This is a genomic window from Mycobacterium paraintracellulare (assembly GCF_000276825.1).
GTDB lineage: Bacteria > Actinomycetota > Actinomycetes > Mycobacteriales > Mycobacteriaceae > Mycobacterium > Mycobacterium intracellulare.
On sequence record NC_016948.1, the window covers coordinates 983761 to 996024 of the forward strand.

General features: G+C 67.4%; 12 protein-coding genes. 10 read left to right on the forward strand and 2 right to left on the reverse strand.

Translation table 11 applies throughout. The features are described 5' to 3' along the window. Window positions 1-83 precede the first annotated feature (83 nt). Together OCQ_RS04905 and OCQ_RS04910 are read right to left on the reverse strand one after the other, a co-directional pair. A complete protein-coding gene (locus tag OCQ_RS04905) occupies window positions 84-782 on the reverse strand; it encodes a sterol desaturase family protein (RefSeq protein ID WP_014383924.1) in 699 nt (232 codons plus the stop codon). Next, window positions 779-1513, reverse strand: coding sequence for a FadR/GntR family transcriptional regulator (locus OCQ_RS04910; RefSeq protein WP_014383925.1), 735 nt, complete (start codon window positions 1511-1513; stop codon window positions 779-781). Before OCQ_RS04910 ends, OCQ_RS04905 begins: the two co-directional genes overlap by 4 nt. Before the next feature lie 186 nt (window positions 1514-1699). On the opposite strand from OCQ_RS04910, the gene OCQ_RS04915 reads away from it, so the two are divergent. From OCQ_RS04915 to OCQ_RS04960, 10 genes are all read left to right on the forward strand, one after another. Then, the gene (locus OCQ_RS04915) at window positions 1700-2998 is read left to right on the forward strand and encodes a cytochrome P450 (protein WP_080587982.1); all 1299 of its coding nucleotides are present in this window, start codon (window positions 1700-1702) and stop codon (window positions 2996-2998) included. 159 nt (window positions 2999-3157) lie between these two features. After that, window positions 3158-3622 (forward strand): hypothetical protein, encoded by a 465-nt coding sequence (locus OCQ_RS04920; RefSeq protein WP_009957794.1) that lies wholly within the window; start codon window positions 3158-3160, stop codon window positions 3620-3622. 475 nt (window positions 3623-4097) lie between these two features. Next, a complete protein-coding gene (locus tag OCQ_RS04925) occupies window positions 4098-5891 on the forward strand; it encodes a CocE/NonD family hydrolase (protein ID WP_014383928.1) in 1794 nt (597 codons plus the stop codon). Between the two features lie 89 nt (window positions 5892-5980). Continuing rightward, window positions 5981-7114 carry a M42 family metallopeptidase gene (locus OCQ_RS04930; RefSeq protein WP_041785387.1) on the forward strand — a complete coding sequence of 378 codons (1134 nt, stop codon included), beginning with the start codon at window positions 5981-5983 and terminating at the stop codon, window positions 7112-7114. 146 nt (window positions 7115-7260) lie between these two features. Beyond that, window positions 7261-8277: a GHMP family kinase ATP-binding protein gene (locus OCQ_RS04935; RefSeq protein WP_009957791.1), complete on the forward strand. Its 1017-nt coding sequence runs from the start codon at window positions 7261-7263 to the stop codon at window positions 8275-8277. Next, window positions 8265-8882: a D-sedoheptulose-7-phosphate isomerase gene (locus tag OCQ_RS04940; protein WP_179960058.1), complete on the forward strand. Its 618-nt coding sequence runs from the start codon at window positions 8265-8267 to the stop codon at window positions 8880-8882. Before OCQ_RS04935 ends, OCQ_RS04940 begins: the two co-directional genes overlap by 13 nt. An 8-nt stretch (window positions 8883-8890) precedes the next feature. Next, entirely contained in the window at window positions 8891-9445 is a 555-nt protein-coding gene (locus tag OCQ_RS04945) for a D-glycero-alpha-D-manno-heptose-1,7-bisphosphate 7-phosphatase (protein WP_014383931.1), read from the forward strand. A gap of 228 nt (window positions 9446-9673) precedes the next feature. Continuing rightward, a complete protein-coding gene (locus tag OCQ_RS04950; protein WP_085977618.1) occupies window positions 9674-10624 on the forward strand; it encodes a GNAT family N-acetyltransferase in 951 nt (316 codons plus the stop codon). Between the two features lie 56 nt (window positions 10625-10680). After that, window positions 10681-11370: a DUF5642 family protein gene (locus OCQ_RS04955; RefSeq protein ID WP_009957786.1), complete on the forward strand. Its 690-nt coding sequence runs from the start codon at window positions 10681-10683 to the stop codon at window positions 11368-11370. Window positions 11371-11397: 27 nt separating this feature from the next. Continuing rightward, window positions 11398-12048, forward strand: coding sequence for a DUF5642 family protein (locus tag OCQ_RS04960; protein ID WP_014381909.1), 651 nt, complete (start codon window positions 11398-11400; stop codon window positions 12046-12048). Window positions 12049-12264 lie beyond the last annotated feature (216 nt).

Below are 12264 nucleotides of genomic sequence, written 5' to 3' on the forward strand. Positions count from 1 at the left end.
ACTAGGTCAGAGGGGCGCGTGCAGTCGTTTTGACCACCGTCCGGTACACAGTGGTTAATCAGTAGATTCAGCAATAGTTTTCGTTATCGAGGTACAAACCGTCCGGATGCCGCAGCGGTGGTCGAGCTCGCACTCACACCGTGCAGATTCTTGGCTGTCGGGGAGGTCGGTACCGTCGACTGGTCCGGGTACGTGCCGAGCAGCCGGTCGGCGGTTCCGGTGGTGGTGACGGTGAACCAGTAGTGTTCGTTTTTGAAGTGATGCCGTCGATGGTTACGCCAAACCGACCGATACACACTGCTTTTGGGCTTGTAGTCGGTGTGGATGAGGTAATGCGTCCACTCGTAGGCCAGCCCGAGGGCGGTCAAGACGACCAGGTACGTCAGCCCGAGGCCGAGCCGAGGAAAGGCCACGAACGCTACGGCGACGGCCGTCGGGATCACCCAGGGCAACGTCTGCCACGGGATGAAGATGAGCTCGACTTTCCGCGGCTCGCAGTGATGTTCGCGATGTTTGCGCGCCAGCAAGGGGTCCACGACGAAGCGACCGACACTGCGCGGCCGCCAGTGCAGGATGGCGACGTGGATGATCCACTCGAAGACCGGGAAGGCCGCGATCATGAGCGCCGGCAGCACGACGTCGGTGAGCCGCCAGTCACCGACGACGATCCGGGCCGTCAGCGCCCCGGCGAACGTCAGTGCGAGGCCCCAGGGAGAAGGCTGGCGCCAAAACTCCCGGCCCGCCGCGGACAGGGTGAGGTTGCTGCGTACGGGTGTTCTCATTGCTCGTCATCCAGGCTGGATAGGGCGGTGAGCAGGCCGCGGGTGGCCGGCTCGAGGAGTTCGGTAGCGGCACGTTTGGCCCCGACCGGATCGCCGGCGGTGATCGCCTGTGCCACTTGGCGGTACAGCTCCGGGCGATTGACCTCGGCGGCCATCACGGTGTCGAGCGCCGGGAGTGCGGGTTCGTAGGTGGCCCGCAGGGTGTTGAACATCAGCCGGAACACGATGGAGTCCGCGGCGTCGACGACGTGGTCCCAGAACGTCAGCGCCGCGCGTTGACGTTCCGTCGGATCCTCTTCGGCGGCGAGCGCGTCCACGGCGGCCTCGAGCACGCCGGCCGCCTGCGGGCCGCCCCGTTCGGCGGCCAGTTCGGCGACTTTGGGGCCGTTGTGCAGCCGGGTCTCCAGAATGCTGCGCACGACCGCCACGTCCAGCTCGTCGCCACGATCCCCACCGCGAAGCAGCAACCGGGGCAACAGGTCCAGGCCCGCGTGACGCTTGTAGTCCCGCACCGTGGTGGCGTCACCCTGCCGAACCTCGACCAGGCCGGCAGCGGTGAGGCGCTTGAGTGCCTCGCGAACCACCGGCCGGGACACCCCCAGCACCTCCGCGAGTCTTCGCTCACTGGGCAGCAGCTCCCCGGGCGCGAGTTCGCCACTGAGCACGTCGGACATGATCTGCTCGAAGACGTGGTCGGGTATCGACTGTCGGGTCACGGGGCGCAGGGCCATGCCCCCACCATGCCGGGTCATTGGCCAGACGTCAAGTGGTCAGACCAGTGCGGTATGGGTATTACGCGGTTCGAGGCGCCGCTCGCGCCGCGGAGGCATGCCGTCGGCGAATCTCTGGTGGCCGGCAGCCTCAGCACATAAAGTTGCCCAAGCTACCTAGCACGCCGTCCCCATCGGGGGTGATCGATGGCTGCCGACACGCTGCCACCCGGTCCTCGAGCACCGGTGGCAGTACAAACTGCTGAATGGATCGCTCGTCCATGGGAGTTCATGGACCGCGCCGCCGCCCGATACGGCGACACGTTCACCATGAAGCTGGTCGGCGAGGGACCGATCGTGATGGTCTCGCATCCCGATGCGGTGCGGCAGATCTTCACCTCGCCTCCCGGATTGGTGCTCGCCGGGGAAGCAAACCGCATCCTGCAGCCCGTGGTGGGCCAGAACTCGGTACTACTGCTCGACCGCGACGCACACAGAGAACAGCGTCGACTCCTCATGCCCGCGTTTCGCGGCAATCAGTTGCAGAGCTACATGAGCACGATGAGCGCCATTGCCGAGGCCGAGATTGCCCGCTGGCCCCGCGGTGTGCCGGTGCGGCTGCATCCCCGGATGCAAGCGTTGACGCTCGAAGTCATCCTGCACCTTGTGTTCGGACTCGAGCGCGGGCAGAGCATGGACCGGTTGCGCCAGGCGCTACAGCGGACGCTCGTTCTCACAACCAACGGCGCGGCGCAATTTTTCCTCTTGCTCGTAGGGCCCCAGAAGATGAGGACTGCGCTCACTCACAAGTTGCTGGCCGACGTAGATCGCCTGCTTCATGAAGAGATCGCCACGCGCCGTCGGCAAGCCGACCTCGATACCCGCACCGACGTCCTCTCGATGCTGTTGAAGGCCAGGCACGAAGACGGTAATCCGATGAGCGATCAAGAGATTCGCGACGAACTCATCACGTTGCTATTGGCAGGCCACGAAACAACGGCATCGGGACTGGCGTGGGCGGTCGAGCGGATCATCCGTCACCCGGACGCGCATTCGCGCCTTATCGAAGAGGCGCACGCCGACGACGGCCAGAGGTACGTCGATGCCGTGGTGAAGGAGACACTCCGGATGCGGCCCGTGCTCGCCCTGGTGAGCAGACGGCTCACCGAACCGATGGAGGTCGACGGGTTTTCACTGCCCGCCGGCGTCAAGGTCGCGCCCTCGATCTATCTCATGCACCGCCGTCCCGACATCTACCCCGACCCGAAACAGTTTCGTCCCGAGCGGTTTCTCGACAACCGCGCGGGAACGTACACGTGGATTCCATTCGGAGGAGGCGTGCGCCGTTGCCTTGGAGCGACTTTCGCCGAATGCGAGATGCGGATTGTGCTCGGCGCGATGTTCACCACCATGCGGGTGCGCCCCGTCGACGCTAAATCCGAGCCGATACACCGCCGGTCGATCACCCAGGTGCCGGGTCGCGGAACCACCGTAGTGCTCGAATAACTCAGTCAAACGCATGTCCACGAAACCGCCACTCGGCACGCTTCGGCGTGTCGCGGTTTCACCGCCAGCCGGGTCTGAGACCGTTGGACGTACTCGCGGTGGAAGCAAGGGGGCGGGGTGAGTCCGGCTCAGATTTTTTTCGTGTCAGCTCTCGTCGTCATGCTGGTAGTCGGGATCGTGACGATCAAGTTCTCCGGGAAGCTGTTCCGCCCTGAAGCGACCCTGGCGGTTGTGTTGACGGTGGTTACCGTGGCGGGCTGGATCTGGCGGATGCCACGGGGGTGGTTCACGATTTCGCAAATCGCTTGGCGCTACCGGCTGAAGACTTGTCAGGTCCGGGAGGTCGCGGACAAGCTTGGTATGAGGCCCTTCAACCGCGGTGCGCTGGTCCCTCCCGCACAGCGGAAGAAGATGCATCCCGAGCTGATGCGTTTGAAGAAGCGCAAGGCGGTGCGCGAGCCGAGCGTAGCGAAAGGCGCGGGATTGGTCTACGAATCCTCGGCCGCACAGTCTGCTTTCCTGGATGAGGCCGAGCGCATGCAGTTCTCCGGTGAGGAGCTGTTGCGACATCTGCATCCGAGCGTCACCCATTTCGTGTCCGACGCCCAGGACGAGGCGGTATGACGAAATCGGCTGGGGGCCCGTGGTTTTCAGCGGGCCCCGCCTCGGACGAAGTCAGAGGCCGCGGGACTGTTTATGGCAATGACAAGCTGGGGTCACGGGTGGAATCGGCGATCTGTCAGCGCGAGTCGCCGGTCGCCGCCTGCGAGCGCCTTGCGAAATCAGTGGCCGATCCGCATCGCGAGGCCGCCGAAACCGTTAGGCGTCGAAGGCAATCGGCGGGGTCGCTGGACCGCTGCGTCCGACGACCGGCGGAAGCGGCCGCGCCATCGTGACACCCCCTCAGTTCCGCTGAGGACGGTGCTCTAAATTCGCTGATGATTCGCGGCGATGGCGCCGCGGGGCCTCAGGGGGAGCTCTACCGATGGTGAGATCAAGGACGACTCTGCGATCCAGGCGCAAACCTGCGCGACGCGTCCGCAAGACCAGTCCATCGCCGTTCGCGCCGGAGTGGACGCCGCCCCCGGCGACCTACGGCGTGGGCGTGCGACACAACGTCGCCGTGCCGATGAGCGACGGCGTCGAACTGCGCGCCGACATCCACTACCCGACGGTGCCCGAGACGGGGCAGGCCGCCGAAGGCCCGTTTCCCGTCTTGCTGTCGATCACGCCCTACGGCAAGAAAGCCCCGCCGCCGGCCGCACAAATCGGCGGCGGCGCGGCGCCCTACCTCATCAAGCGCGGCTACATCGAGGTGATGGTCGACGTCCGCGGCACCGGTTCGTCGGGCGGTTCGTTCGAGATGTGCGGCGACCGGCAGACGCAGGACGGCGTGGAGTTGGTGCAGTGGGCGACCACGCTGCCCAACGCCAACGGCCGCGTCGGCATGGTGGGGCTGTCCTACCTGGCGATCAACCAACTCTTCACCGCGGCCGCCGTCGGCCCGGACTCGCCCCTGAAGGCGATTTTCCCGGTGATGGCGGCCCGCGATTTCTATCGCGACGCCGCCACCATGGGCGGCGTGCCGCACCTGCACGCGGTCCGCGGATACGGGTCGGTCTACACGCTGCTCAACGTGGTCAATCCGACGCTGGAGTGGCTCGCCCGCGGCGGTCACGAGCGGCCGCGTTCGGGCGGTCTCGCCGCGGTTCGCCAGCGCGGACGCGATCAGCGGCGCTACTTCCGGCCACTGATCGCCGAGGTTGTCGCCGGCGGCGAGACCGCCTATGACGGCCCGTTTTGGGACGCGATGAGTCCGGGGCTGGTCCTGTCCAAGATCGCCGCCAACGGCGTCGCGACCTTCCTCGTCGGCGGATGGCACGACGCGTTTCAGCGCGGGGCGCCCCTGAACTACGCCGCGCTGCAGAACGCGGCCGCCGGCCGGCCCGACGACGCACCGATGGAACCCGGCCAACCCGTCTCGGACCGGATCCGATTGATGATGGGCCCGTGGTATCACGTGTCGGACCACGGCGGGCTGCACCTTCAGGCGCTGCAGTTGCGCTGGTTCGAGCACTGGCTCAAAGACGATGCGCGCGCGGCGATTGCGGGGAAGCCGCTGACGTTCCAGGCGATCGGAAGCTCGAACTGGTATCGCGCCGACGACTATCCGCTCGCCGAGGCGACGCCCACTCGTTTCTACCTGTCCGACGCGGGCCGGCTGAGTTCGGATGCCTCGCCCCACACCACTGTTGCGCCGCTGACCTATGTCCCGCGCGGACCCCTGTCGGGCCGCAGCCTGGAGCAGTGGTCGCTGGGGCTGAGCAGCTTTTTGTTCTCCCAACGCGGCCGCACCATCCGCTACGACCAGGACAACCGCCGCCTGCAGCGCGGCGCGCTGTCCTACACCACCGAGCCATTCGGGCAGGCGAAGCTGGTGGCCGGACCGATCGCGCTGATTATCCACGCGACGGCCACCACCACCGAGACGGTGTGGGTCGCCCACCTCGACGCCGTCGCCCCCGACGGTGCCAGCCGTCCGCTGTCCCAGGGCGCGCTACTCGGTTCGCACCGGAAGCTGGATCCCGACCGCACCTGGTACCTGCCCGACGGCACCGTTCTGCGCCCGCAGCACCTCAGCACCCGAGCGGCCGCGCAGCCCGTCGTGCCCGGGGAGCTCACCCGCTACGACATCGAAATCTTTCCGACGGCCGCGCTGATCGCCGCGGGCCACCGGCTGCGCCTGACGATCACCACCTATGACTTTCCGCATCTGGTGCCCAGCAAGCCGGCTCGCCGGGCCTTGGCCGGCGGGCGCTACCAATTGCATCAGGGCGGGCCGACACCGTCGCACCTCCTTGTTTCGTTGGCAGACCCGGACGCCGTGAGCTGAACCAGGCGTCGAAACCCCTGACGGCGTTGGCGTAGTCGCAGGACATCGCGGGTACTGGTCCTCTGAACCCGATGACGGAAGAGGATCCCATGGCGCACCCCGACCGCGACGCAGGCGACGACTTGCTGCAGGAACTCCTGTGGACCTATGGGCCGTGCGGGCAGGAGGACGAGGTCCGCGCCGTCATCGCCCGGGAGCTGCAACCCCTCGTCGACGACATGTGGACCGACGACGCCGGAAACCTGATCGGCTACGTCGCCGCCAATGCGTCGGCCAAAAACACCGGGGCGCCCGACCACCGCCAGCGGACTCAGGCTATCCCCGGCACCGCGACCCGGGTGATGGCGCACATGGACGAGCTGTCGATGATCGTCAAACGCGTGGAATCCGACGGCACGCTGCATCTGACGCAGCTGGGAACGATGTACCCGGGCAACTTCGGACTCGGACCGGTCGCGGTGCTCGGCGACAACGAAACCCTCACCGCCGTACTGGCTCTCGGCTCCGAGCACACCACCCAGGAAAGCTCGCGGATCTGGGAGACCAAGCCCGACAAGGGCGACCGGGCACTGGACTGGCATCACGTGTACGTCTTCACCGGCCGCAGCACCGAGGAGCTGGCCGCGGCGGGAGTGCACGCCGGCACCCGGGTGTGCGTCGACCGCAGCAAGCGATCCGTGGTCGAGATCGGAGACTACGTCGGCGCCTACTTCCTCGACGACCGCGCCGCGGTGACCGCGCTGCTGAACGCCGCCCGCCTGTTGCGCGAGCGCAACCAACGCCCGGCCGACGACGTCTACCTGGTCTTCACCACCAACGAGGAGATCGGCGGGGTGGGGGGCACCTACGCCAGCGCGACCCTGCCCGGCCACCTCACGCTCGCCCTGGAAGTCGGCCCCACCGAAGTCGAATACAACACCACGGTCAGCGGCGGGCCGATCATCGGCTACAGCGACGCGTTGTGCATTTACGACAAGGAAGTCGCCGACCGGCTGCTGAAAATCGCCACCGACCAGGGGTTGTCCCCACAGCCGGCCGCGCTGGGCGCATTCGAATCCGACGCGTCGCACGCCAAGGCCACCGGGCAGGCCGCGCGCGCCGGCCTGCTGTGCCTGCCCACGCTGAGCACCCACGGCTATGAGGTCATCGCGCGCCGCGCGATCGACGACATGGCCGCCATCATCGTCGATTTCGTGCTGCAGCCAAGCCAGCAGATCGCCTGAGCCGGGCCGGGAGCAGTCGGGCGAAAACCCGACAATCGCGCTGGTCAGCCTGTTAGTCTGGCGGCGCTTCCGGACGCAGAACGATGGGGTTGGCACGTGGCACGCGTGGTCTCGCAGCTGGGCGATCCGCTCGACAGAGAATCCCCATGACACGGCCACGAATTCGCGCGCGAGCGCCGCTGCGGATCTCCTTCGCCGGCGGCGGCACCGACGTGCCCCCGTTCCCGACGACCGAAGGCGGCTGTGTCCTGTCGGCGACCATCGACCGCTACGCCCAGGGATCGCTCGCCCCGCGCACCGACCGCCGGGTCAGCATCGAGTCGGTGGACTTCAAGACCACGCACGAGATGACGCTGGACAGCGAGATTCTCTACGACGGCAGCCTCGATCTGATCAAGGCCGCGGTGCGCCGGTTCGGCCGTGACGGCACGGACGGCTACGACCTGGTGCTGCGCTCCAGCGCCCCGCCGGGATCGGGGCTGGGCTCGTCGTCGACGATGATGGTCGCGCTCACCGGCCTGCTCGCCGAGCACTACCGGGTGCCCATGGGCGAATACGAGACGGCCCAACTGGCGTGTGCCATCGAACGCGACGACCTGGGCATCGCGGGCGGCATGCAGGACATGTACGCCGCGACGTTCGGCGGCTTCAACTTCATCGAGTTCACCGACCGCGTGATCGTCAATCCGCTGCGAATCCGCGACGAGACCGCCTTCGAGCTCGAGCTCAGCCTGCTGCTGTGCTACACGGGCATCACCCGCGACTCCGCGCGGGTGATCGAGGACCAAACCCGCCGCGCCACAACGGGTTCGGATGACACGCTGGAGGGCCTGCGGGCCCAGAAGGACTTGGCGGTCGCGATGAAGGCGGCGTTGCTGACAGGCAAGCTGAACGACTTCGGTGCGCTGCTGGGCGAGGCGTGGACCCAGAAGAAACGCATGTCGCCCTACATCACCAACGAGCGCATCGACGACCTCTACGAGCTGGCCCTGAAAAACGGGGCGCTGGGCGGAAAGCTCACCGGGGCCGGCGGTGGGGGATACATCCTGTTGTTCTGTGACTTCGCCAAGAAGCACCGGCTCATCGAAGCGCTCGAGGGCGCGGAGGCCAACGTCACCGAATTCGCGTTCGAGAGCAAGGGATTGACGACATGGCTGGCATGACCGGCTCGGACGCGGTCTCGCCGAGCGTGGAGCTGGTTCAGCAGCGCTTGGCCGAAACGATCGCGGTCAAGCAACAGATGCAGCAGGGCGATGTCGCCGCGCAGACCGTCGAGGTCGCGCGCGCGATCATCGACTCGCTGCGCGCCGGGGGCAAGGTGATCTTCTTCGGCAACGGGGGATCGGCGCAAGACGCGGGGCACCTGGCGGCAGAACTCATGGGCCGCTTTGCCTTTGACCGTCCCGGTCTGGCGGCGATCAGCCTGCCCGACGCGACGGCCGCGATCACGGCGATCTCCAACGACTACTCCTACGACGAGGTGTTCGCCCGCCAGGTTCTCGCCACCGGGCGCCCCGGGGACGTGGTGATCGGGCTGACCACGTCGGGCAACTCTCCCAACGTCGTTCGCGCGCTCGAGGTCGCCGGCCAGGCGGGAATGACGACCGTCACGCTCACGGGCGCAATCGGTGGCAAGGTGGCCGATGTGGCGAAATTCTGCATCCGAGTTCCCAGCGACGACACGGCCCGGGTTCAGGAGGCATGCCTGCACCTGGGCCATTCCATTTGCGAAATGGTCGAGGCGGCACTGTTTCCCGGGCCGTCCTGACATCGACGATGGCCGCAGCCGATCTGCGCGACGTGCGCACCGTCTTTCTGGACCGAGACGGCACCATCAACGTCAAGGCCGCCGAGGGTGAGTACATCCGGTCACCCGCGGAACTGGTGCTGCTACCGGGCGCCGCCGCGGCGCTGGCCGCCCTGAACGCCGCGGGACTGCGGACCGTACTGGTGACCAACCAGCGGTGGCTCTCCGAACCCGCTTCCGATCCAACACATTTCACTGCCGTCCAGAACCGCCTGCAACAACTGCTCGCGGACGACGGCGCCCGGATCGACGCCGCCTACCATTGCCCGCACGCCGCGAACAGTTGCGACTGCCGCAAACCCGGCACCGGCATGTTGGTGCGCGCCGCGGCCGAACACGGCATCGATCTGACCGCATCCGTGATGATCGGCGACAGCGACATCGACATGAGGGCGGGTCGGGCGGCGGGAGTGGCGACCATCCTGCTCCGCTCCGGCGGCGAGGCGTCCCCCGACGCCGACATCGTGGTGGACGACCTTGCCGCCGCGGTCGAGCTCATCCTGGCCGCCCGGGCCGCGCACTAGTTTCGGCTCATTAGACGCCAGCATCCTTGCCGCGGCCGCTGCCTGCTCATAACCTGGGCAACATCCGACCGCGTCCAGGAGGCTCGGGCCTGGCGCACCAGACGACGGCAAGCAGGCGGGGCAGGTCATGGCACCATCGCGACGTGCACAGCGGTGTCGCGATGCTGCGGGCGGCGGTCGGTAGCGGTGGCCGGACTGACCGGCGCCCGGGTGGACGAGCTGGCGACGATGGACATCTTCAAGGGATGTCCCCCCGAAGACCTTGCGCCGTTGGCGGGCCGCCTGCAGCCGCTGCGCGCCGCGGCCGGCGAGGTGCTGATGCGCCAGGGGGAGCAAGCCGTCTCGTTCCTGCTGATCTCCTCGGGTACCGCCGAGATCAAACACGTCGGTGACGACGGCGTGGTGATCGTCGAGCATGCGTCCCCTGGCATGATCGTCGGCGAGATCGCCCTGCTGCGCGACATTCCCCGGACCGCGACGGTCAGCGCCGCCGAACCGCTGACCGGATGGGTCGGTGACACCAGATCCTTCGCCAGCATGGTGCACATCCCGGGCATCACGCCGCGGCTGTTGCGCACCGCGCGCCAGCGGCTCGCCGCGTTCATCACGCCGATCCCGATTCGCGTGCGCGACGGCACGCTCCTGTTGCTGCGCCCGGTGCTGCCCGGCGACAGCGAGCGCACCGTGCACGGACACATCTACTTCTCCGGCGACACGCTGTATCGGCGCTTCATGACCCCGCGTCTTCCCACGCCTGCGTTGATGCACTACCTGTCGGAGGTCGACTACGTCGACCACTTCGTGTGGGTGGTCACCGACGGCAGCGACCCGGTGGCCGACGCGCGCTTCGTGCGCGACGAAAACGACCCGACGGTCGCCGAGATCGCGTTCACCGTCGCCGACGCCTATCAGGGCCGGGGCATCGGCACCTATTTGATCAGCGCACTGTCCATCGCCGCCGATGTCGACGGCGTCGAAAGGTTCTCCGCGCGAATGCTTTCCGACAATGGGCCGATGCGCGCGATCATGGACCGCTACGGTGCGGTGTGGCAGCGTGAAGACATCGGCGTGATCACCACCGTGATCGACGTGCCGCACCCGCGTCACCTGCCGTTCGGCCCCGACGAGGCCGAGCAGATCAGGCGCGTGGCCCGGCAGGTGATCGAGGCGGTCGGCTGAGACCGGCGCTGGCGTGGGGGCGCCGCTATGGCGGCGTCCTGTGCTATCAACTCCTCATGCGGCCGTTCGGGATTGGCCCGGCGGTGACTGCCGCGCTCACGTTGGCCGTCGCCGGGTGCGCTCATCAACCCGCGCCCAAACCGCCGGCGGTTCCGGCGAAATCGCCGCCGAGCAACACCGCCGCCGTCAACCCCGCCAACATCAAACGGATCATTCGCGACATGCCGCCCGGTTACGAGGTGAGCACCGCAATCCCCAGCGCCGCCTCGCCGAGGGTGATCTGGGGCCTGGGCGATGACCCACACCCCAAGCCCGCCAAATGCGGGACGCTCGCCGACCCCGGGAACGGGCGCGACCAATCGGCGCAGGGCGTGTCGGGCTCGGGGAGCGGCGGCATCGTCAACGCGGTGGTGGTGGCTTTGCCGGGACCGGTGGATTTCCCGGAGGACCTGCTCACCGCGTGCGCCCACTGGTCGGAGACCGCCGGGAACACCGTGGCACACGTCCACCTCACCGATGCACCGCACGTCGACGGTGTCCAAACCATCGGCATGGTCGCCGACGTCAAGTCATCGGTCGAGTCGGGCACCGAAATAGATTCCCGCGTCTACACATTCACCGCGTATCTGGGCGACTTCTACGCGTTCACCACGCTGACCACCGATCCAGGTTCAGCGCTTCCGGTCCTGCCACCGCGATTCGCCGCGGATCTGCTCGCCAAAACGGTGTCCACGTTGCGCAGCTGAACTATCCGCTTGGGTAGATTGGCCACGATGTCCAAGATGTTGCTCGCGCTCGCGGCCGCCTGCGTCCTGGCCGGGTGCTCATCGGCCACTCCCGTGGCGAAGGTCGACATCAACAAGGTCGTCGACGTCAAGTCCAGCTTCGGACCCGATTTCAAGGTCAGCGACATCAGCGAACGGGGAATCGATCCCAAGCTGCTGGCCGGCCGAAAGCTGCCCGACGGATTGACGTTCGACCCGGCGAACTGCGCGAAAGTGGCGGCCGGGCCGGACATGCCGGCGGACCTGCAGGGCAACATGTCCGCGGTCACCGCCGAGGGCCGCGGCAACCGGTTCGTGGTGATCGCGCTGGAGACCTCAAAAGCGTTGCCCCTCAACGATCCCGGAAAAGACTGCCAAAAGGTGACCTTCGCCGGCCCGCAGCTGCGCGGCGGCGTCCAGGTGGTCGAGGCGCCGCGGATCGACAGCACCCGCACGCTCGGCGTGCATCGCGTCATGCAGGCGCTGACCCCGGGCGGTCCACGCACCGGCGAGTTGTTCGACTACTCGGCTTCATTCGGCGACTACCAGGTGATCGTCATCGCCAACCCGCTGGTGATTCCCGATCAGCCCGTCGCGCCGGTCGACACCCAACGCGCGCGCGACCTGCTCGTCAAAGCGGTGGCGTCGGTGCGTGCCTAGACGGCTTGACGGCGGCGGCCCGCCGCGCTTGCGACCGCCACTGGGCTTGATAGTGGCGACCCGCTTCGCCCGGCTTCGCCTCGCTCGCGACCGCCACGGCCGCGCTTGCGACCGCCGCTGGGCTTGATGGCGGCGGCCCGCTGCGCCCGGCTTATGTCGATAGTGGCGACCCGCTTCGCCCGGCTTCGCCGCGCTTGCGATCGCCACGGCCTCGCT

Excerpts from the sequence above, each read along its gene's own strand:
- OCQ_RS04905 (WP_014383924.1), bottom strand. The coding sequence starts at position 782 with ATGAGAACACCCGTACGCAGCAACCTCACCCTGTCCGCGGCGGGCCGG.
- OCQ_RS04910 (WP_014383925.1), bottom strand. The coding sequence starts at position 1,513 with ATGGCCCTGCGCCCCGTGACCCGACAGTCGATACCCGACCACGTCTTC.
- OCQ_RS04915 (WP_080587982.1), top strand. The coding sequence starts at position 1,700 with ATGGCTGCCGACACGCTGCCACCCGGTCCTCGAGCACCGGTGGCAGTA.
- OCQ_RS04920 (WP_009957794.1), top strand. The coding sequence starts at position 3,158 with ATGCTGGTAGTCGGGATCGTGACGATCAAGTTCTCCGGGAAGCTGTTC.
- OCQ_RS04930 (WP_041785387.1), top strand. The coding sequence starts at position 5,981 with ATGGCGCACCCCGACCGCGACGCAGGCGACGACTTGCTGCAGGAACTC.
- OCQ_RS04935 (WP_009957791.1), top strand. The coding sequence starts at position 7,261 with ATGACACGGCCACGAATTCGCGCGCGAGCGCCGCTGCGGATCTCCTTC.
- OCQ_RS04940 (WP_179960058.1), top strand. The coding sequence starts at position 8,265 with ATGGCTGGCATGACCGGCTCGGACGCGGTCTCGCCGAGCGTGGAGCTG.
- OCQ_RS04945 (WP_014383931.1), top strand. The coding sequence starts at position 8,891 with ATGGCCGCAGCCGATCTGCGCGACGTGCGCACCGTCTTTCTGGACCGA.
- OCQ_RS04950 (WP_085977618.1), top strand. The coding sequence starts at position 9,674 with ATGGACATCTTCAAGGGATGTCCCCCCGAAGACCTTGCGCCGTTGGCG.
- OCQ_RS04955 (WP_009957786.1), top strand. The coding sequence starts at position 10,681 with ATGCGGCCGTTCGGGATTGGCCCGGCGGTGACTGCCGCGCTCACGTTG.
- OCQ_RS04960 (WP_014381909.1), top strand. The coding sequence starts at position 11,398 with ATGTCCAAGATGTTGCTCGCGCTCGCGGCCGCCTGCGTCCTGGCCGGG.